This is a genomic window from Zunongwangia pacifica (assembly GCF_023499215.1).
GTDB classification, from domain to species: Bacteria; Bacteroidota; Bacteroidia; order Flavobacteriales; family Flavobacteriaceae; genus Zunongwangia; species Zunongwangia pacifica.
Map to the genome: position 1 here is coordinate 1 of NZ_JAKHSK010000005.1, position 20,927 is coordinate 20,927.

General features: G+C 36.1%; 17 protein-coding genes and 1 tRNA gene. 8 read left to right on the forward strand and 10 right to left on the reverse strand.

Annotated features, from left to right (window positions below; translation table 11 throughout):
- Window positions 1-167 precede the first annotated feature (167 nt).
- The gene (locus L1967_RS04505) at window positions 168-701 is read left to right on the forward strand and encodes an NAD(P)H-dependent oxidoreductase (RefSeq protein ID WP_249600537.1); all 534 of its coding nucleotides are present in this window, start codon (window positions 168-170) and stop codon (window positions 699-701) included.
- 160 nt (window positions 702-861) lie between these two features.
- Here L1967_RS04505 and L1967_RS04510 read toward each other — a convergent pair whose 3' ends face one another.
- Entirely contained in the window at window positions 862-1,722 is an 861-nt protein-coding gene (locus tag L1967_RS04510) for an SDR family oxidoreductase (protein WP_249600538.1), read from the reverse strand.
- A gap of 171 nt (window positions 1,723-1,893) precedes the next feature.
- Window positions 1,894-2,505, reverse strand: a complete 612-nt coding sequence (locus tag L1967_RS04515; RefSeq protein ID WP_249600539.1) for a TetR/AcrR family transcriptional regulator — start codon at window positions 2,503-2,505, stop codon at window positions 1,894-1,896.
- Window positions 2,506-2,742: 237 nt separating this feature from the next.
- Here L1967_RS04515 and L1967_RS04520 point away from each other — a divergent pair, with 237 nt between their 5' ends.
- Together L1967_RS04520 and L1967_RS04525 are read left to right on the forward strand one after the other, a co-directional pair.
- Window positions 2,743-3,306 (forward strand): Crp/Fnr family transcriptional regulator, encoded by a 564-nt coding sequence (locus tag L1967_RS04520; protein ID WP_249600540.1) that lies wholly within the window; start codon window positions 2,743-2,745, stop codon window positions 3,304-3,306.
- Between the two features lie 526 nt (window positions 3,307-3,832).
- Window positions 3,833-4,108 carry a DUF4138 domain-containing protein gene (locus tag L1967_RS04525; protein WP_249600541.1) on the forward strand — a complete coding sequence of 92 codons (276 nt, stop codon included), beginning with the start codon at window positions 3,833-3,835 and terminating at the stop codon, window positions 4,106-4,108.
- 97 nt (window positions 4,109-4,205) lie between these two features.
- Here the strand turns inward: L1967_RS04525 and L1967_RS04530 are convergent, their stop codons facing one another.
- Entirely contained in the window at window positions 4,206-5,486 is a 1,281-nt protein-coding gene (locus L1967_RS04530; RefSeq protein WP_249600542.1) for a site-specific integrase, read from the reverse strand.
- Between the two features lie 228 nt (window positions 5,487-5,714).
- Window positions 5,715-5,788 (reverse strand) — tRNA-Pro (locus tag L1967_RS04535).
- A 146-nt stretch (window positions 5,789-5,934) separates the two neighbouring features.
- On the opposite strand from L1967_RS04535, the gene L1967_RS04540 reads away from it, so the two are divergent.
- Window positions 5,935-7,509, forward strand: coding sequence for an NADP-dependent glyceraldehyde-3-phosphate dehydrogenase (locus tag L1967_RS04540; RefSeq protein WP_249600543.1), 1,575 nt, complete (start codon window positions 5,935-5,937; stop codon window positions 7,507-7,509).
- Between the two features lie 24 nt (window positions 7,510-7,533).
- On the opposite strand, the gene L1967_RS04545 is transcribed toward L1967_RS04540, so the two are convergent.
- Window positions 7,534-8,382 (reverse strand): aldo/keto reductase, encoded by an 849-nt coding sequence (locus L1967_RS04545; RefSeq protein WP_249600544.1) that lies wholly within the window; start codon window positions 8,380-8,382, stop codon window positions 7,534-7,536.
- Between the two features lie 206 nt (window positions 8,383-8,588).
- Here L1967_RS04545 and L1967_RS04550 point away from each other — a divergent pair, with 206 nt between their 5' ends.
- The 3 genes from L1967_RS04550 (at window position 8,589) to L1967_RS04560 (ending at window position 12,168) form a co-directional block, all read left to right on the forward strand.
- On the forward strand, window positions 8,589-9,590 hold the full coding sequence (locus L1967_RS04550; RefSeq protein ID WP_249600545.1) for a PAS domain S-box protein: 1,002 nt from the start codon (window positions 8,589-8,591) through the stop codon (window positions 9,588-9,590).
- A 135-nt stretch (window positions 9,591-9,725) separates the two neighbouring features.
- Entirely contained in the window at window positions 9,726-10,988 is a 1,263-nt protein-coding gene (locus L1967_RS04555; protein WP_249600546.1) for a YaiO family outer membrane beta-barrel protein, read from the forward strand.
- A gap of 1 nt (window position 10,989) precedes the next feature.
- Window positions 10,990-12,168 (forward strand): hypothetical protein, encoded by a 1,179-nt coding sequence (locus tag L1967_RS04560; protein ID WP_249600547.1) that lies wholly within the window; start codon window positions 10,990-10,992, stop codon window positions 12,166-12,168.
- On the opposite strand, the gene L1967_RS04565 is transcribed toward L1967_RS04560, so the two are convergent.
- The 3 genes from L1967_RS04565 to L1967_RS04575 form a co-directional block, all read right to left on the reverse strand.
- Window positions 12,165-14,213 (reverse strand): LTA synthase family protein, encoded by a 2,049-nt coding sequence (locus tag L1967_RS04565; RefSeq protein ID WP_249600548.1) that lies wholly within the window; start codon window positions 14,211-14,213, stop codon window positions 12,165-12,167. The two genes, L1967_RS04560 and L1967_RS04565, sit on opposite strands and share 4 nt — an antisense overlap.
- Before the next feature lie 308 nt (window positions 14,214-14,521).
- The gene (gene rimO, locus L1967_RS04570) at window positions 14,522-15,871 is read right to left on the reverse strand and encodes a 30S ribosomal protein S12 methylthiotransferase RimO (protein WP_249600549.1); all 1,350 of its coding nucleotides are present in this window, start codon (window positions 15,869-15,871) and stop codon (window positions 14,522-14,524) included.
- Window positions 15,872-15,966: 95 nt separating this feature from the next.
- Window positions 15,967-16,218 (reverse strand): hypothetical protein, encoded by a 252-nt coding sequence (locus L1967_RS04575; RefSeq protein ID WP_249600550.1) that lies wholly within the window; start codon window positions 16,216-16,218, stop codon window positions 15,967-15,969.
- Window positions 16,219-16,346: 128 nt separating this feature from the next.
- Here L1967_RS04575 and L1967_RS04580 point away from each other — a divergent pair, with 128 nt between their 5' ends.
- Window positions 16,347-17,462, forward strand: coding sequence for a P1 family peptidase (locus L1967_RS04580; RefSeq protein WP_249600551.1), 1,116 nt, complete (start codon window positions 16,347-16,349; stop codon window positions 17,460-17,462).
- 172 nt (window positions 17,463-17,634) lie between these two features.
- On the opposite strand, the gene L1967_RS04585 is transcribed toward L1967_RS04580, so the two are convergent.
- Window positions 17,635-18,513, reverse strand: coding sequence for an aminotransferase class IV (locus L1967_RS04585; RefSeq protein WP_249600552.1), 879 nt, complete (start codon window positions 18,511-18,513; stop codon window positions 17,635-17,637).
- A 135-nt stretch (window positions 18,514-18,648) separates the two neighbouring features.
- On the reverse strand, window positions 18,649-20,916 hold the full coding sequence (locus L1967_RS04590) for a GH92 family glycosyl hydrolase (protein WP_249600553.1): 2,268 nt from the start codon (window positions 20,914-20,916) through the stop codon (window positions 18,649-18,651).
- Window positions 20,917-20,927 lie beyond the last annotated feature (11 nt).

The following is a 20,927-nucleotide window of genomic DNA, read 5'->3' on the forward strand; positions in this document are numbered from 1 at the left end:
ATTCTATTGTATCTTTGTCAAGTACAGAGTACATAAAGGGTTGGTTTTGATAATTGTATGTTTCGCAACACAAATATCTGCAACCCTTTTTTATTTTTAAAAAAAGTTTAAATCATTTCTTATCGTAGAAAATATAATTTTGAGGTGTAACCCAAAAATATTTAGGTTTGAAAACTTTAATCATTGTTATCCATCCAAACATTCAAAAATCAATAACGAATAAGCGTTGGCTTGAGGAATTGCGTAAATATCCTGATAGCTTTGATATTCATCAACTCTATGAGACCTATCCTGATGAAAAATTAGACATAAGAAAAGAACAAGAATTAATTGAGATTTATGATAAAATTGTTTTTCAGTTTCCATTGTACTGGTTCAGTTCCCCTCCTTTACTAAAAAAATGGTTCGATGAAGTCCTTTTATATGGCTGGGCCTATGGCAGTAAAAGTGGATTCAAATTAAAAAATAAAAAAATAGGATTAGCAATCTCTGCTGGAGCATCATCAGATGATTATACTCCAGAAGGAGTATATGGACACAGCCTAAAACAAATTACAATTCCATTCGAACTTACTTTTAAATATGTAAAAGCTAATTACGTACCATTCTTCGCCAGCTATGATATGGACTTAAACACATCTCCAGAGAAAATTGAAAAAAGTGTTTCTAAATATATGGATTACCTTAATTCTTTTGATTAATACTGTGCCATTGCCCTACAAACTTAAACGAAATACAGTTGAATTTACATTACTTCATTAGCAGAACCCAATCATTCAGATGTAAACTATCTATCCAACTAATTTATTTCCTTCAAAAATGTTTTTGAACATACATCGACAACATATACGATTATTCGATTCAGGATTTAAAAATCTTTTTATGCTCCCGAGCAAACGCTACAAACGAATTTGGTTCACTTTTACCAATACGCTTCACTTCATAAGAAATATCTAAAGCGTGAGCTCCAGCCACAACATCTGCAAATTGAACCACAATTCCACTGGCGAACCAACTCGAAGCTCCAGAAAGTCTTAAGATAGTTCGGAAAACAAGCTTGGGAAGATTAAGATAGCGTACTTTCATATCTAGAACGCTAGACAATTGACCTGCAATTTCTTTCATATCCAAAGTTTCAGGCCCTGTGAGGTAATAAGTAGCAAATCTATGATTAGCTTTTTCTTTTAAAACCTCTAAGGCCACATAGGCCACATCGCGTGAATCGATATATGCTACTTTTCCATTTCCTGCTACCTGAGGCAGATAACCTCTAGAAATCGGTTTATTTGAAGAAAGGAAATTCTGCATAAAAGCCGTAGGTTTCAGAATAGTCCACGCTATGCCAGAACCACGTAGGTAATGATCGATAATGGCGTGTGATTTTGCCCAGGGTACGGCTGACCTAATGTTGGCATCTGAGGCCGAAACCTTGACAATATATTTTATAGCGCTTGTTTTGGCAGCATCTATGGCCGCTTTCTCCCATTCTACCTGTTCTTGTGTGGGTGGCGTGATTAAAAATAAACTTTCACAGCCTTTCATAGCAGCTTTCAAACTTTCAGGATGTTGAAAATCGCCAGGAACGGCGTTTATTCCTCGCTGCTTAAAGTCTTTGATCTGTTTGTCTTTTCGGCACATCGCCTGAAAATTGATATTGGATTCGGTCAATAATTGACAAAGTTTTTGCCCTATATCACTTGTTGCTCCGGTTACTAAAATCATATCTTATTTTTTAATTCGTTATTAAATGATACAAACTTGACCTTAAATCGCTAATCTGGTTATTTCTGCTTTTTATCAAAGCCTAGTTATTGAATTGCACTCATCAGCGTCCCTTTAAAACAACTACAAAACGAAAAAAAATGACTAACAGTCATTTTAATTTAAAATTTTTTAAGTAACGCCGTTGATAATCATATCCACATAGGTTTTCATCATTTCGTTCTGGCTCAGGTGCTGTACATCCTCAATAAAAACTTTTTTAGCTTCCATAAACTGCATCACCCCCATACAACTGCCCCATAATACAAAAGTTCCATATAAGGGATCTATATCTTTCCTGATGATTCCTTTTTCTTGTTGGTTTTTTAAATGATCGATCACAAAACCGGTAACTTTATCGCTTATTTTTTTATAGCCATCGACTTCACTTTTAAATTCTGGTCGCTCCATATACACGATGAGCTCAAAATAAGCAGGATAATCTTGTGAAAATGCATAACTGGAAAGAATAAAGGCTTTGGTATTTTCAATACCCACCTGATCTTCACGCTGGCTCAGCTTAAAATAATTCAACATTAAGCTTAATGCTTTTATACTTACCTCGGCTAAAATATCATCCTTACTTTCAAAATATTTATAAAATGTTCCTTTAGCAATCCCTAAATAATCCACGACCTTATCGATGGTAAATCGCTGCACTCCATTTTCCTTTAGAATAATATCGGCACCATTTACTATCTGGGTATGGCGTGAAGTTGAACGGAGCTTTTTATTGTCTATCATATCTAAAATGACTGTTAGTCACTACTAATATATAATTTTTCCAATAAAGCTATTTTTCGGTTTAAAATTTTAACGCTTACTTAACTCTTGTAAACTTCAATACTAAATTATTCTGGAGGAGTCTCTTCGCCTTCAAGATTTTCTCCTATATCCTCTGGCTAATTTCCCTATTTTTGAATACGATGCAGATGACTATCCATAGCTGTATTAAAAATGAACATAAAGCATTTTCAACTTATGAAATCATTTACTGAATTTATACAATCAAAAGTTTTTATTACGGAGGAAGTATTACGGGAAGTCCTTTCTAAATTTCAGGAAAAAGAATATACGCCACATCAGGTGCTGCTTAAACGGGGACAGATTGCCAATCAATATTATTTTATCATTTCGGGAGGATTACGTTTCTTTTCAGGAGAAAACGAAAATGAACATACAGCCTGGGCTTTTTTTGAAGGGGAATTTATTACGGAGATTAGTAGTCTGGCACCTCGTAAACCTACACGTTTTACGATTGAATCGATAAGTAAAAGCCGGTTATTGGTTATCGAACGCGCTGATATGGATACGCTGTATGCGCGATTTCCTGTATGGCAAGAGTTTGGACGTAAAATTTGGGAGGATATTTGTATTCAGCAAATTGAGCAAAATGTAAATTATCAGACCTTAACGGCGGAAGACATTTATTTAAAACTAATGAAAAACAGGGAGTTTATTCAAAAAATGCCGGTAAAACAGTTGGCCAGTATTTTGGGGATTACTCCCAATGCATTGAGCAGGATTAGGAGGAATATAAAATAATGAAAATTTCATTTCTCCAGTATGGTTAACAAAGGATAAGTAGTTAGCTCTCAAATTTACTCACTTATACATTACTTTTTGATCGAAAAAAAATGCTTGCATCCCAAGAGTGTACATTGATGCACGTCTGTAAACTTTACTTCAGCATTCAGAGCGTTTTTATCCACGTCAATTTTCTGCCAGAGTTTCCTCTGAAATTCAAAAAATTTTTCCTTTAAGTAGGAATATTTAAAAGATCTTGCATAATTCTTCTTAGCATACCATTTTCAATAGCAACTCCCTAGCCATAAACTATTATATAGATTTTTTTTCGAAAATCGATTTCAATATTTTTAGTACCAATACATTTCCTGAATTTTACTTTTGAAAATGTAGATTAGATATAGATAATATCTAATCTACATTTTCAGCGGTTTGCAGAAAATCTGATGAAATCAGGAAAAAAACAGTACAAGACCAAACGTAAGAGAGGTATAAGGCTTCAGTTACAAAGGTCGCCTACAATGCTTCGGAAACATATTTGGTAATGGAAACCACCAATACTTCTGGAATTACTTTCGAAATAGATTTCCTGAAGGTATACCGCGTTAGTGGCAACAAAAAAAGAAAATCTTCCTTTCAAAAACTGGAAATGAAATCAACCTATACCTACAAAATGCCTTCGAAGATCTATAACAGCCATTCGGTATACTTGGTATATGTGCTTCCCAAATTTGTATTAGGAAGTAAGGAGAAATTGAAATTGCAGGAGTTAAATGGTAGAAGGAAGATTGTTCTAAAAACTACTATGAACAAAAAATAGTAATTTATTTTAATAATAATACTTTTTAAAAATTGATTCCCGAGAGCTTATCACGAATAGTATGATAAGCTCTCGGGAATCATTCTAAGAAATTATATCAAACAATTTTTAAATGGTCGTGCGTTGTTGACCTGTAATTTTGCTCCTTTTTTGAATTCTTTAATTTTGTTTTCAATTTAGTCATATCACTACTGATCTTCTTTTCAATAACCCTGGCATATTTTTGAGTCGTTGATAATTTGGTGTGACCCAACATTTTTGAAACCGTTTCTATAGGAACATCATTGAGTAGGGCTATCGTAGTGGCAAAGGTATGTCGCGCAACGTGAAAAGTCAGGTTCTTCTTAATGTTGCATAACTCCGCTATTTTCTTGAGGTGTTTATTAACTTTTTGATCACTGAACATTCGTAATAGCGAATAATTATTTTTTTCACTAGGATAATCCGCATATTTCTCCAATATTGCTTTGGCCTCATCCAGTACGGGTAGTTTTACCGGGGTTTTTGTCTTTTGACGCCTGACCATTATCCATTGCTCATCATCAATACCGTTGACGATATCGCATTGTTTCAAGTTTTTCACCTCTATATAACTGAGCCCGGTATAGCAGGAAAAAACAAATACATCCCTAACCAACCGAATACTTGCTTGGGAAATGCGAAGCATCATTATGCTGTCGAGCTCATCCCGCTCCAAAAAGGGACAATCAAATTCCTCGTACTTCAATTGATATAATGCAAAGGGATTTGATTTCAGCCAACCATGTTTCAGGGCAAGGGTGGTAAACTTCTGTAAACGTTCTAAATGCTTCATCATACCGTTGTGATTGAGAGGTCTGGATTTACTCAAAGGGGGACAAGTGCGGAGATAGTTTTCAAATTTTACTATAAAGGTATAGTTGATCTGCGCCAAAGGGATATCATTCGATTTGAATTCCTTTTTGAGAAAACGGCTCACATATTTTTCGGTAGCATGGTAATTCTTAGCGGTTCCGGGTGCCAGTTTATGAAGTTCATTTTCCCTATGGTAATCCATAAGGTCCTTGCACGTCAATACAGCCTTATCCTTTCCCAAATACCTCAATTTAATAGACTGAGAGGTAATTGGCCTATTTTCATCTTTAAGTTGCCTATATGCTTTCTTGATGAGTGATTTTATCTCATCCAGTGCATCATTGACGATTTTCGCGTTTTTTGTTCTAGTTTTTACCCGGTCTGCCTTATTATCCCAGTGTTTAGCATGTACAGATTCCTTGGTACTTATATCGCTAGGTTTACTATCTACCCAGATTCTTGCATAGATAGGGGTCGTTCCATCATTTTTGATTGATGATTTTTTCAACCAAAAATGAATATTGAATGTGTGTAATTTCGTCATCACTTTCGTTTTGGTTAAACATTCCTTTAAACGAAAGCCAAATCGCTCCGAAAGTCAATACGGGCTATGAACCCTAAATTTAGGAATTTATTTCCTAAAAAAATAGGACACGAAATAGGACATCAATGAATATGCTTTTAAACGGATACAAAAAAAGTCAGCAAAAATACATTTTACTGACTTTCAATTATTTATGTATTAAAAGAATTCCTTTTAATACCCTATTCGTCGGGATGACAGGATTTGAACCTGCGACCCTACGCCCCCCAGACGTATACGCTACCAGACTGCGCCACATCCCGAATTTGAATTGGCAAATTAAACAGGTTCAGATATAAATTCAAAATATAATTGAATAAAAATAAAACTCAATAAAATTGATAATTTCACAATCCCTATAGACTGGAAATTCAGTATATTCACATTATATTAAATTGAATTTATAAATATGATAACCGACCAGCTAAAAATCAACGATCTACTACACCAAAAATCCTATTTAAGCGACGGCAAACTCATCGAGTGGAATGGCAAAACCGACGAAGTTTTTTCTACCATTTCTTCTTCAGAAAATTATCAAAAAACTTTATTGGGTACTGTTCCACATATGGATAAGGCTACAGCCTTAGATGTATTAACCTCAGCCTGCAATGCTTTTGATAAAGGTAAAGGCCTATGGCCCACCATGAAAGTATCCGAGCGTATTGCCTGCATGGAAACATTTGTAAGCAAAATGAAATTGCAACGGGAGACTGTGGTAAAATACCTTATGTGGGAAATTGGAAAATCTATGCCAGATTCTTACAAAGAATTTGACAGAACTGTAGAATATATCGAAGATACTATCGAAGATTATAAAGACCTTGATCGTAACAGTGCTAAATTTTCTAAAAAAGACGGGGTTTATGCCCATATTAGAAGAGGTCCTTTAGGAATCGTTTTATGTCTTGGGCCTTATAACTACCCATTAAATGAAACTTTTGCCTTACTAATTCCCGCTATTATCATGGGAAATACTGTAATTTTTAAACCGGCAAAACATGGGGTTTTACTCATCTCTCCTCTTCTAAAGGCATTTCAGGAAAGTTTTCCTGCGGGAGTGGTAAATGTAATTTATGGCAGAGGTCGTGAAGTTGCCGCTCCTATCATGCAAAGCGGAAGAATAGACGTATTGGCCCTTATAGGAAATAGTAAATCGGCTATTGCCTTGCAGGATCAGCACCCATATAAAAACAGGTTACGACTGGTTTTGGGACTTGAAGCTAAAAATCCGGGAATTATATTACCAGATGCCGACTTGGATTTAGCGATAAGCGAATGTATTTCAGGTACGCTTTCTTTTAACGGGCAGCGTTGTACCGCACTTAAAATCCTTTATGTGCACGAGTCTGTTCAGGAAGAATTTTTAAAACGTTTTGCTGAAAAAGTTGATGCTTTAAAATTTGGAAATCCCTGGGAAGAAAAGGTACAATTAACTCCGCTTCCCGAGCCAGAGAAACCTGCTTATATTCAGGGGTTAATTGAAGATGCACAACAAAAAGGGGCTAAAATAATAAACAAAAAAGGAGGTGAGATTTCAGACAATTTTATCTTCCCGGCCGTACTTTTTCCGGTAACCAAAGACATGAAGGTTTATCAGGAAGAACAGTTTGGTCCGGTTATTCCGGTAAAACCCTTTTCAGAAATTGAAGAAATCCTGGAAGAAATTGCAGATTCCAACTATGGGCAGCAGGTGTCGCTCTTTGGTAAAGATATTGCAGAACTTGCACCACTAATCGATACGCTTGTAAATCTTGTTTGCCGGGTGAACCTTAATAGCTCTTGCCAGCGAGGCCCCGATGTTTTCCCTTTTACAGGAAGAAAAGATTCCGCTGTAGGTACGCTTAGTGTTCACGATGCACTACGCTCGTTCTCCATCAGGACTTTTGTAGCTTCAAAAGATAATCCGTACAATAACGAAATTTTAGAAAATTTACTACATAGCAAATCTTCTAACTTTATGAGTACAGATTATCTTCTATAAATTCATTTCAGGAAAATATCCCGATTATTTATTGGCAAAATGCTCCATAAAATGATCGGGATGCGCTCCTGTTCTTTCATTGCTATCCAAATCATCGATCTCTTGTACCTCAGATTTAGACAATTCAAAATCAAAAATATCAGCATTTTGTTGAATTCTGTTTTCATGCACACTCTTTGGAATCGTAATCACGCCTTTCTGCAAATCCCATCGCAATACCACTTGAGCGGTCGATTTTCCGTATGTTTCAGCTATATTTTTTAAAACCTTATCGTCTAGAATTTGCCCACGCATTAATGGTGACCAACCTTCGTACTGAATATTTCTTTCTGCACAATAATCCAACATATTTTGTTGAACCAGCTTTGGATGAAATTCATTTTGCAGCAACATTGGCTTTACGCTACCGTTTTCAATAATTTCGTCCATTTGATGTTCTACACAATTACACAACCCAATGGCTTTTGCTTTACCCGATTTATAAATTTCTTCCATCGCTCGCCAGGTTTCAGTTAACGTATGGGGAACGGGCCAGTGAATTAAATATAAGTCTAAATAATCCATCTGTAATTTATCCAAACTTTTCTCGATGGCTTTTAAAGTTCCTTCATATCCCTGATCATCATTCCATACCTTACTGGTTACGAAAATATCACCTCTGTTAATCTTACTTTCCTTTATGGCCTCGCCTACCCCTTCTTCATTATCATAAAAACTGGCCGTATCGATATGTCGATAACCTGCTTTTAAAGCATAATGTATGGCATCTTTAACCTCTTTTCCATCTTTAGATTTATACACACCTAATCCCAAATACGGCATTTTTACACCATTATGAAGACGTACCGTTCCTTTAATATCTGTAATATTCATCAGCTTTTTTTATAAAGATAAGATGTGTTTTTTAGGCAGAAAAATATAAATGGATTTTGACATTTTTTTGTGCTGAAAGTTTGAATTGTTTTATTCGGGCTAAGATTATACCTTTGACGTTCCTTAAATTTTTCTTAATACAGAATTTATTTTCTGAAAGTCAATGCTTTAAAAGGAATCATTTAAATACTTTTAAAGAGTTAGTTATGATGAGTGAAAAACAGACCTACAACATATTAATGATCGCTAACCCTGAAGAGGAAGTATTTCACCTTAAAGATTATCTTGATAAATCGCTTATCATCACCAAAGTAACGTATGCAAACTCTACAACAAATGCTATTGACGAGCTCAAAAAGCAAAATTACCATATCATTTTTTTAGATCTGGGAAAACCGGGTAAGAGAGCATTCACCAAAATAGATCATATTCTTTCCTTTACAACCGCTATACCCACAGTAATTTTGAGTAATGAATTAAACATGTGTTTTAGCATTCGCTGTCTGGAAAGAGGAGCTTCAGACTACTTAATAAAAAATACCTTAGATAGTTTTACGATCTATAAGGCGATAAGGCACAATATCGATCGTCGCAGTTATATACAGGCTTTAGAAGAAGCAAAACTACGCTACAGCCGTTTATTTCATCTAAGTCCCCAACCCATGTGGGTGTACGACATCGAAAGCCTGCAATTTTTAGATGTTAATGAAGCTGCATTACATAAATACGGTTATTCTATCAGTGAATTTTTATCCTTAAAAATTACAGATATTCGATCTGGAGGAGAAATTCCGAAAATGCTTAAATCTTTTTATGAGACCAGAAAGCATATGACCAGAAACTATAAAGGAATTTTTAGGCATCAAACCAAGGATAATCAGATTATTGATGTCGAAATTCATAGTAATCTCATTAAATTTAATAAGAGATCGGCCCGTTTAATCCTCGCCAATGATATTACAAAACAACTGAAGCATATTAAGGCGATAGAAAGCCAAAACCAAAAATTACGTGAAATTGCCTGGACACAAAGCCATGTCGTAAGAGCCCCCTTAGTACGAATGATGGCCCTTATAAATATGCTTAATGAGCATTTTGAAGATAAATCTGAATTTTATCTTGAACAAATAAACAAATCTGCACAGGAATTTGATAAAATTATTCGGGAAATTTCTGAAAAAACCGCTCAGATTGAATTAGAAGATTAACTGACAATCCTTAAACGCTTTGCTATTTTTGTTTGATATGTTGGTTTATCCAATATTTTTGTAGGTAAAATAGTATTTAATTTTTATATTCATAAAACCCAAATCGCGTGCTTTCGCACCAGTATCCTATTTATAATGCAAAAAATAAATTGTTCTTATTTTAAATACTTTACGTTAATCTTCTTTTGCCTTTTTATAAAGCTTAATAGTAAAGCTCAGGAGTATGGCTCTGATGAGTTATTTAGCATGGCAAGAAACGCTGCCTTCGAAGAAGATGATTATCCTAAAGCCATTAAACTTGCCAAACAAGCCTTAAATCAAAGTCCGGATTATACAGGAATTCGCATTTTTCTAGGAAGAGTGTACACCTGGAGTAAAAAAACAGATAGCGCTCGGGTAGAATTTGAAAAGGTATTAAAAGACAATCCCGGACACGAGGATGGTTCTTTTGCCTACGGAAGTTTAGAATATTGGAATGATAATTCTAAAAAAGCGCTTAATATCGTTAATAATGGTTTAAAGCAACACCCGGATTCTGAAAATCTATTGTTGCTGAAAGCAAAAGTACTACGGGATCTTAAAGAATATAAACTGGCACAGGAAGCCAATTCCAGGCTTTTAAAAATTAACCCGAAAAATACTGAAGCCCGCTCTTTAAGTCAGCGGTTAACCATACTTTCTGCCAAAAATCAAATTGGCGCTACGTACGATTTTGTGTATTTCGATGAGCAATTTGATGATCCCTGGCACCTTGCCAGTATCGATTACACCAGACAAACCAAAATAGGATCTGTCGTAGCAAGAGTTAATTACGCTAATCGATTTAACACCGATGCTTTTCAGTTTGAAGTCGACGCCTACCCAAGTATTTCCAATACTTTTTATGCGTATGTAAATGCAGGATTTTCAGATAACGCAGGGATTTTTCCCGAGTATCGCGCCGGTTTCTCCCTTTATGCCAATCTTCCCTGGGCTTTAGAGGCCGAAGCGGGATTCCGATTATTAGGTTTTGACGATGAAACCTGGATTTACACTGCTTCTATCGGAAAGTATTATAAGAGCTTTTGGTTTAATTTCAGGACTTTTTTAACGCCTTCAAATAATTCCGTATCTCAATCCTTTAGCTTAATGACACGCTATTATCTTGGTGGAGCAGATGATTATCTTAGTTTAAGAATAGGTACCGGGTTGTCACCAGACAATCAAACCAATAATATTTTGTACAATAACGGCAATCAATATCGCCTAAAATCGAACAATATTTCTTTAGGTTTTCGTAAAACACTTTGGGCAACTAATGTGGTATTTATAGAAACAAGTCTTGAAAATCAGGAATATCGCCAGGGAGAAACTGGTAATCAATTAACGATAGGCGTAGGATATTTAAAACGTTTTTAAAATGCTTAAAAAGCGTTTAAAACACATCATTATCATTTTAGTTTTATTGCTGCCGGTTTTTATGTTTCTGGCCTGGTTTTTTACGCCTAAAACTAAAATGGTCGCAGCGATTATCGATAAAACTGTTTTAACCACAGAAGGTCAGGAACACATTTCTTTAGATTGGGTGCTTAACTACAAAAAATACACAAAAACATCTACAAAATTCTATAAAAGAAGTGAAGATTATTTCGGTTTTTTTCCAAAAGACGATGAGGAATTTGATCTTCGGGGTTTAGAACGTTTTCCTTCCAACAAAATAGAACAGCTAAGCAATGATGCCGATTTGGTGTATTTTACCGATACCTACGGAATTTATACCAACGAGTGGTATGCGCAAAAAAATCAGACCGAGCGATCTGGTATTGTTTACGGCGGATTGAAAGAAAACGACATGGAATTCCTTCAGAAAATGAAGGATAAGAATAAGCTTATTATAACCGAATTTAATACGTTTGCCTCTCCCACCGCTTATGATATTCGAAGAAAATTCGAACGAACTTTTGGGTTAAAATGGACGGGTTGGACGGGTCGTTATTTTGATAATTTAGATACCCTTACCAACAAAGAATTACCGCGATGGTTAATTAGAAACTACCTGAATCAACACGGTAATAAATGGCCTTTTAAAAAATCTGGAGTAGCCTTTGTGCATGAGGACGATCAGGTGACCATTCTTGAAGATAGCATTCATTTAGAACGTGAAATTCCGCAGATTTTAAGTAATGACTACGGAAAAAAACGCTTTTCGCTCCCCGATGAAATGAAGTATCCATTTTGGTTTGATATTATTCAAAATACTTCAGCAATCAATAAAACTGCCGCCAATTATAAACTTTTTACTACAGAAGAAGGAAATCGGGAATTAAAGAAATACGGGATACCTACTTCTTTTCCGGCAGTAACTTACCACGTGGATAGCGATTACGAGTTCTATTACTTCTCTGGTGATTTTTGTGATAACCCCATCGCCATGGAAACTTCTTATTTTAAAGGAATTGGCTTCTTTAAGCGCTTCTTTTATAACGATAGGGACAAAACCGAAAGAGCCAGCTTCTTTTGGAAGTTTTATCGCCCCATGCTTCAAACCATTTTAGAAGATTACCAGAAAAAAATCAGTGCTAAAAACAACGAATCTTAGTTGGCGTACTTTACGTAAACCGAATCTGGAATTATTTTTCCGCCATTGGTAATTATCGCGTTCTTCTGCTTAAATCCGTTATAAGCATCCATAATACTTTGTTGCTGATCGGGATCGTTTACCGGTCTTTCCCCCATATTTTCAAGAATCTCATAAAGCCGGTCACCATTAAGATGATAGGTTCCTACCACATAATCTTTCATGTTCACCTTGGTTTGAATTAATGGGATCTGATGAATATTCCTAAAGTTGGCAACGGTATCTAATCCTTTCCCTAACCAGCTGGTATTCTCAGGAAGATCAAGCGAGTAATTAGATTTCAGCAATCTTAAAATACTTGGGGCAACATCAGAATGAGACGATATTGATGCCATTTCTGAAGTACGACTTAGCATTGGCGAATACATAATTAAAGGCACATGATAGCGATCGATAACCGTGGCCATAGGAATTTCTGGCATACGGTGATCGCCAGTGATCAGGAAAATGGTATTCTTAAAGTCAGGACGCTTTTCGTAGTTTTCAAAGAACTTTTTCAGCATCGCATCAGTATACAGAATACTGGCGTATTGATCTCGATAAGCGAGATAATCCTGTTTTTTAGAATCTGTAAATTCCAGCTCGGTCATCCGCTCTTCAAACCGATCATAAAATTCCTGCTGATTATTAATTTTGAACGGGTTGTGAGAAGAAACCGTAAGTAAAACGCCTAATTGAGGTTTTGCTGTACTATCTGAAGGTCGCGTATTTAAATATTCGGCATAAAGCGCTTCATCATCATAACCCCAGGTGAATCCATTTGTCTCTGGTAGTAATCCTGCATTTGTAGAAAACGCATCTTTGTCGATTAGATCGTCAATTTTATTTCTTCTTAAATACAGCTCCATATTATCGAAACTCGCATCGCCACCGTAGTAAAATGAAGTTTCATAACCATTATGTTTTAAAAGATTTAATAATGATAATTGGTTCGGCATTTTCTCTCCCAAGCCTAAATAACCACTTTGCGCAAAAGGCAATGACCCTAAAATAGAAGGTAATACGGCGAAAGTACGCCCACCCTGACTAAGAAAATTTTTCCAGTACAAACTTTTTGTAGAAAGGGAATCTAAAAAAGGGGTCCAATTTCCTAAATAAGCACCTTTATTGGTAAAAGCACGACCTAAACCTTCAACCAGAATAATAACAACATTCGGTTTCTTTTCATTCAGATTAAAATATGGCGAAAGCACATCGGTATCTGAATCTACATGATAAAAAGGATAATTGCTTTCATCTAAATATTCATAATCCACGACAGAATTATCAAGGTTATCGTAAATACCAATATAATTATCGGCATAAATATCGACGTCGTAATCGGTCTTCGGAAAGAAATAATAATATGAGCTTGTAAAAAAATAGTCTGATTTATTAGTAACCAGGTTACTGGCAAAAGTAGTTTGTAAACTTATCTGGCTCCACGCTGAAGTCGTTGGCGTAAAGAAAATGATTACTGAAGCGATTGGATAAAGAATTCCTAAAACCCACGGCAATTTAATAAATCTTGGCAACCACCATAAAATAGCTATGCAAATACTTACTACAATTAAAAACTGAAACACCGCTACAAAACTTAAACCACCAGAAGCTCCTAGAGTTTGTTGAACATCTTCTAAAGAATAACTAAAAAGATCTGCTCCCAATAAGTTTAAAGAGGTGGTAAAGTATAACACCAAGGCCGTTTGGATAATGGCCGCGATACAAATAAAAGTTTTAAAAATGATCTTGGCCCATTTAGGATGGATCACATAAAAAATAGTGTAGAAAATATAACAAAACGCACCCCACTTCAACCAGAGCAATACATCCATCCAACAACTATACATCAATAAATGGAAGAAATTTTCCTGTACAGCATTTACTACGGTATTATAGAAAAGCTCTAAAGCACTTAACAGAAACAATAATAATAGCCATACCAGTGCAATTGAAAAGAAATCTCTGGTAGCATTAATTAATTTCTCCCTAAAACTTAGATGATCGAATGAAGTTTCCTGAGACATACCTTGTATTTACCTACAACCAAAATATCAAAAAAAGATGTATTCTTTGATGAAGAGGGTATAAAATCGAAGATTTATTTTTGAATGCCCGCAATAGATGATAATGAGGTTTGGTCACCCTGAACTTCTCCTCGATAGCTATCGGAACGGAATCACGAAAACAACGAATTATTACAAATTAAGGATAATCAAATTTTTAAACATCATCATACTTCGAAACTCAATTATAGTTATTTGACCATAATTAACAAAAAAAGGATTGCATTATAAAATAATGCGATCCTTTTTCATTTACTAATTTTTTAAAGCTATACCGTTTTTATTTTCAGTTCTTTTCGTGTAGGCTTTGCTTCAGCATTTAATGGTGTGCCGTATAAATCGAAATCAGCGGCATCGGTGATCTTAATATCGTAATATTCACCTGTTTTTAGGTAAATTTCAGTAGCATCTATCAAGACTTCGTTATCCACGTCGGGCGAATCAAATTCGGTTCTCCCAACAAAATAATTTCCTTCTTTTCTATCGATGATCACCTTAAAGGTTTCCCCTATCTTTTGCTGATTCAATTCCCAGGAAATTTGCGACTGAATTTCCATAATTTCATTGGCGCGCTCCTGCTTTACCTCATCTGGAACATCGTCCTCTAGATTATACGCATGGGTGTTTTCTTCGTGAGAATAAGTAAAACATCCCAAACGCTCAAAACGTATTTCTTTAACCCATTCTTTTAGTTCCTGAAAATGCTCCTCTGTTTCTCCAGGATAGCCAACGATAAGCGTGGTCCTTATGGCCATTTCTGGAACCGTTTCACGGAATTTATATAAAAGATCGGTCGTTTTTTTATGAGTTGTACCGCGACGCATCGATTTTAAAAGATCATCTGAAATATGCTGTAGCGGGATATCAAGATAGTTACAAATCTTAGGTTCACGCTTCATGATCTCTAACACATCCATTGGGAAACCTGTTGGAAATGCATAATGCAAACGAATCCACTCGATCCCTTCTACTTTCACCAAATTCTCTAATAATTCGGCTAAATTCCTTTTTTTATAAAGGTCAAGACCGTAATACGTAAGATCCTGAGCGATAAGAATTAATTCTTTCACTCCGTTTGCGGCTAGTTTTTTAGCTTCAGTAACTAAATGTTCGATGGGTGTCGATTTATGACCACCGCGCATTAAAGGAATCGCACAAAAACTACAGGGACGATCGCAACCTTCAGCAATCTTTAAATACGCATAGTTTTTTGGAGTGGTAGTTAAACGCTCCCCAATAAGCTCGTGCTTATAATCGGCTTCCAGAGCTTTTAGTAAACCGGGAAGTTCTGTCGTACCAAAATACTGATCTACATTTGGGATTTCCTTTTGCAAATCGGGTTTATAGCGTTCACTTAAACAGCCGGTTACAAAAACTTTATCTACATCGCCCTGCTCCTTTTTTTCTACAAACTCTAAAATGGTATTCACCGATTGCTCTTTGGCGTTATCGATAAAACCGCAGGTATTTATCACTACAATATTTCCCTCCTGCTCGTGTACAACATCTTTATTATTCGCTTTTAACTGCCCCATCAACACTTCGCTGTCGTAAACATTCTTACTACAACCAAGGGTTACTACATTTATTCTGTTCTTTTTTAGCGATTTAGTCCTCATGTAAAATCTTCGTTTAGGAGTGCAAAAGTAGTGAAGATGAACGAAATACTAAGGATCTCAGCCAAAATTTAGCGCTGAGGCTATTTTCTGTCGTTTTAATTTTCCTGAGATTTGATTTCTTCTTTAGGTTTCTTCCATAGTCCCAGGCAAATAACTCCTGAAATAAGCATGGCAGCAATAACGCCTGCAATTACAATTCCGTAACCATCACCCGCAAAACGATCCATATCATAATCCATAAAAATAAAAAGATAGCCTATAAAAAGGGCATCTAATACCAATTGAATAATCCAATAGGCGATTTTACCTTTATGTGTTAGTTTTCGTAGAAACAATCGATCTAACATATATTGAGTTTTTTGGTCTTAAGTTTCTAGAACGATCTTAGTTTTTGATTATTTTATAGACAAAGAAGTTATTTTTAAGAATAGCGTATCTTTAAGAAAATCTATTACAAACCATGAAATCCCGTTTTTTGATTTTACTCCTTTTCATTGCAAGTTTATCACTTAATGCTCAGGAAACCGCACGAGATCTAGGAATTATAACCGGCGTAATGCCGGTTGGAAAAACCAATAGCATCGTAGATGTAAACGGAGTTAAAGTTGGTCATACAACATTAATTAAAGGAGACTCTGTTAGAACCGGTGTAACGGCAATTTTACCCCATGGCGGCAATATTTTTCAGGATAAAGTTCCAGCTGCGGTTTTTGTGGGTAATGGCTTTGGAAAATTAGCAGGAACCACGCAAATAATTGAGCTTGGAAATATCGAAACTCCCATTATCCTTACCAATACTCTTAACGTTGCTACCGCTGTTGACGCGGTTATAAAATATACGCTTAATTTACCGGGAAATGAAGATGTAAGATCGGTGAATGCCGTTGTTGGCGAAACCAACGATGGCTATCTAAATGATATTAGAGGGCAACATGTTGCTACCGCAGATGTTTTAAATGCCATAAAAAATGCCAACTCCAAAAAGCCAAAGCAGGGAAATGTTGGCGCCGGTACCGGCACAATCTGTTTTGGTTACAAAGGCGGAATAGGAACTTCTTCTCGTAAATTACCAGAAAAGCTTGGTGGTTATACTGTAGGGGTTTTGGTACAAACAAACTTTGGCGGAGTTCTGGATATTGGCGGCGTAAATATGGGTGAAAAATTAAAGAATTTTGCTTTTTCAGATGAATTGCAAAATAACGTAGATGGTAGTTGCATGGTAGTGGTAGCGACCGATGCTCCTTTAACCAATCGAAATTTAGAACGCCTTGCGAAACGTGCGTTTATGGGACTGGCGCAAACCGGCGGAATAGCCTCTAACGGAAGTGGGGATTATATCATTGCTTTTTCTACTGCGGAAGAAGTTCGAATTCCGCATCAAACTAAAGCATTATATAAAACGAAAACCGTTCCCAACGATTGGATGTCTCCGCTGTTTATGGCTGCCAATGAAGCAACAGAAGAAGCCATTATTAATAGTTTGTTTATGGCTGAAGATATGACCGGATACGAAGGCCATCAGATAAAAAAATTACCTGTAGATCAAGTATTATCGATCCTGAAAAAACAAGGAGTTCTGGAAAGTAAATAAGATTTTAGGTCTTTCGTAATTTCTGATCACTGGGAATTTTGTCACTGCTTTAACGGAGAATTCAAGAATCAAGAGTCAGGAAACAAGACTATACAATTAATTTGAAAATAGATTATTTGAAAAGGATATGATATAACTTAATCCTTGAACTTTCTACTTTGAACTTTTAAACTCAATCTATATCTACTCCCGTTTGGTTCTTTACCTCTTCGGAAAATAATTGCTGAAGTCTTTTGGTCACTTTCCCAATCTCGTCTCCAAAATGAACAATTTTGTCTGGAAAATGAAGGTTTTTTATTGCGGTGATCTGCGTAGTGGTTCCGGTGATAAAAACTTCGGTAACCTCATCTAATGCTGAAACCGGAAGTCCTTTTTCCACAATTTCAATATCGTTATCCTTACACAATTTTATAAGTAAATTTCGGGTAATTCCGGGTAAAATGAATTTACCGTTGGGATGCGTATAGACTGTATCGTTTTTCACAAAAAACAGGGAGGAATGTGATCCTTCCGTAAAAAAACCGTCTCTAATCATTATATTTTCAGCAAAACCACCTTTCTTAGCTTCGGTATTTGCCAAAATATTGGCCATTAGCGAAACCGATTTGATATCGCAACGATGCCAACGCAAATCGTTAGACACCACCACATCTTTAAATTGATCCTGAAAACCTCTTAAATTGGTTTTATAGGCGTACATGAGCACGGTGGCATCGTAACTTTCAGGAAAATAATGTGTTCTTGGTGCCATTCCCCTACTCACCTGAATATAAATTGCCCCGTCGTCTTTGTTTAATTCAGCCAAATCGATGGCTTTTAAAATTAGTGCCTCAAAATCACTAATATCGCATTTTAATTCGACTTCTTTTAAAGAATATCGTAGCCTTTCCAGATGTTCTTTTAGTAAGAACAATTTTCCGCAGTAAAAAGGAATGACTTCGTAAATGCCATCGCCAAATAAAAAACCACGATCAAAAACAGAGATTTTCGCCGCTTCCGGCTTTAACCATTCTCCGTTTAAATACACTTTGCTGGGATAACTTAGTTTCATATTTAATGCAAAACTTAAAAATAGACTATTGCAGGATATAAAAAAACTGCCTTGGAAAAAATTTCATAAGGCAGTTTTCAAAGTTTCAAAAGAACGTTTTACAAACGCAAGGTCTGAATCTAATAGAATAAAATACTAAAATTCGAAAGAAGGCGGAGCATTTTCAGGTTTGCTTCCCCAATTTTTATTCGCTTTTTTGCCCATTTTTAAGACTAACGTTCCGCCATTTTGTAAATCTTTATGCGTAAACCAGGGTTTTTCCCAATTTTCACCATTTAATGTCGCACTTTGGATATACTTATTGTCTTCAGCAAAATTCTCTGCAATGATGGTAAAGATTTTTCCGTTTTCTAATTTCACTTCAGATTTTTCAAAAAACGGACTCCCAATTACATAAATGGGTAATCCCGGCGTTACCGGATAAAAGCCTAATTGAGAAAACACCACAAAAGAAGACATTCCGCCGCCATCCTCATCTCCGGGAACTCCCATAAAATCATTTCTAAACCAGGTATGGATTAGTTTTTTTATGCGTTTCTGGGTTTTCCATGGTGCACCGGCATAGCTGTATAAATAAGGAATATGCAGGGAAGGCTCGTTAGCCATACTAAACTGACCCACATTCCCGGTTTGATCGGGTAATTGTGTATAAAACTCTCTTTTTCCTCTACCCATTGGCTCGGCAAAAGTGGCATCCAGATTTTCTACAAATGCTTCTCTACCTCCCATCAAATCAATTAAATCGGCTATATTATGCTGTACGTCCCATCGGTATGTCCAACCATTATTCTCGCCATAATAATTTCTTGCTCCCACGCCGCCAGAAAAACGATAGTCAAACGGCTGTATAAATTCCCCATTATCATCTTTAGGATGGAAGAATTTTGTTTCGCTATTAAACAGGTTTCGATAATTTAGAGCTTCTTTTATAAAGCGCTCGTGATCACTTTTATGGTTCAATTTATCGGCTAAAACAGCCAGACACCATTCATCATAAGCTGTTCCCAGAGTTACCGCTACGGGTTGGCGCTTCTCAAAGCCACTAACTTCAGAAATAGTTTCTTCTTCCCATTCCCTTAAAGCCGGGATAAATCCATTGTTTTTATAGAAAGTATCTAGTTGGCCAGCCGGTTTACCAGACCAGGGTGCCAGCGTTTTTTCAGTAATTGCTGCTTTAGACGCCTGATAGGCTTTTTCTAAATCAAAACGATCCAGTCCTTTTTCTGAAGCATCTAAAATAGTCGCAACACCGTGATTGGAATTCATTCTTCTGCTGTCTCCAGTAACTTCAGGGAAGGTTGGTAACCAGTTATGATCCATCTGCTGTGCCATTAAAATAAAGGAATGGATAATATCTTCTTCTTGCTTAGGATTTAGCAAAACACGCAATGGATGATGCGCTCTGTACGAATCCCAAATCCAATCGTCGGTATAAAACGGTCTGCCATCATCCTGATGCACCTTGCCATCAAAAGCGCTGTAATACCTTCCCTCTTCAGAAATACAAACCGGGCGCTCGTAAGAACGATATAAAGACGTGTAAAAAACATTTTTATCGGCTTCACTGCCGCCTTCAACCTGTATTTTTCCTAAAGCTTCATCCCAAATTTGTTTCCCTTGTTCTTGTAAATCGGCCACTGTTTTACCTTTAATTTCTCTAAGATAATTCGATTTAGCCTGTTGCTCATTAATAAAGGACACTCCGTAAGGTAACTCTAAGTTAGATTGTGATTTTGGGAAACTTAATACGATACTAGCATTTTTACCTTCAGCTTTAGTACCTGAGCTTAGTTTTGAATTTTCATCTAAAATCTGAACTTTTTCGGGCTTTTGCTTCGGAATTAAATAGATATAAACTTTGGTGTTATTTCCTATAATCTGATAGCCAGAGATGGCCTCACCATCCCAGACTAACATGCCGTTTCTTGAATTCAGAATGAGATGACTTTCTTTTTCTTTTTCAAACTTAATAGCATATTTGGCCGACTGTGATGATAATCCATAATCTACCGTAGTTTCCTGCTCATCTAAATAAACATGATAACTGTAAGGATGAATTTCCTCTAAATCATAGCTAAATTTAACTACCGGTTTAATGGCTGAAAGTTCTCCCTGAAACGGACTCAAATTAAATGCGGAACTGCCACGATGACTGGTAATAATTAATGGCAACCCATTTAACAGATCACCATTATAATCTGAACGTTCTGGATAAACACGCAATAAACTATTGGGCATGTGTATCGTTGGATAAGTTGGCACCAACATATGACTGATATTGCCCATATAGGGGTTTACATATTCTGCCGGACTTTTTTCTTTTACTGTTTGGGCAAAAGAAGAAAAACCCGTTACCAGCATAAACAGTACTGGTAACGAGTTATTTTTTAAAAATTTGATCATTAGGTTAGGGT

Bases quoted from the DNA above. Each gene is read 5' to 3' on its own strand.
- L1967_RS04525 (WP_249600541.1), top strand. From the start codon at position 3,833: ATGGAAACCACCAATACTTCTGGAATTACTTTCGAAATAGATTTCCTG.
- rimO (WP_249600549.1), bottom strand. From the start codon at position 15,871: ATGAGGACTAAATCGCTAAAAAAGAACAGAATAAATGTAGTAACCCTT.
- L1967_RS04565 (WP_249600548.1), bottom strand. From the start codon at position 14,213: ATGTCTCAGGAAACTTCATTCGATCATCTAAGTTTTAGGGAGAAATTA.
- L1967_RS04515 (WP_249600539.1), bottom strand. From the start codon at position 2,505: ATGATAGACAATAAAAAGCTCCGTTCAACTTCACGCCATACCCAGATA.
- L1967_RS04530 (WP_249600542.1), bottom strand. From the start codon at position 5,486: ATGACGAAATTACACACATTCAATATTCATTTTTGGTTGAAAAAATCA.
- L1967_RS04560 (WP_249600547.1), top strand. From the start codon at position 10,990: ATGCTTAAAAAGCGTTTAAAACACATCATTATCATTTTAGTTTTATTG.
- L1967_RS04590 (WP_249600553.1), bottom strand. From the start codon at position 20,916: ATGATCAAATTTTTAAAAAATAACTCGTTACCAGTACTGTTTATGCTG.
- L1967_RS04555 (WP_249600546.1), top strand. From the start codon at position 9,726: ATGCAAAAAATAAATTGTTCTTATTTTAAATACTTTACGTTAATCTTC.
- L1967_RS04575 (WP_249600550.1), bottom strand. From the start codon at position 16,218: ATGTTAGATCGATTGTTTCTACGAAAACTAACACATAAAGGTAAAATC.
- L1967_RS04545 (WP_249600544.1), bottom strand. From the start codon at position 8,382: ATGAATATTACAGATATTAAAGGAACGGTACGTCTTCATAATGGTGTA.
- L1967_RS04585 (WP_249600552.1), bottom strand. From the start codon at position 18,513: ATGAAACTAAGTTATCCCAGCAAAGTGTATTTAAACGGAGAATGGTTA.
- L1967_RS04540 (WP_249600543.1), top strand. From the start codon at position 5,935: ATGATAACCGACCAGCTAAAAATCAACGATCTACTACACCAAAAATCC.
- L1967_RS04510 (WP_249600538.1), bottom strand. From the start codon at position 1,722: ATGATTTTAGTAACCGGAGCAACAAGTGATATAGGGCAAAAACTTTGT.
- L1967_RS04520 (WP_249600540.1), top strand. From the start codon at position 2,743: ATGAAATCATTTACTGAATTTATACAATCAAAAGTTTTTATTACGGAG.
- L1967_RS04550 (WP_249600545.1), top strand. From the start codon at position 8,589: ATGATGAGTGAAAAACAGACCTACAACATATTAATGATCGCTAACCCT.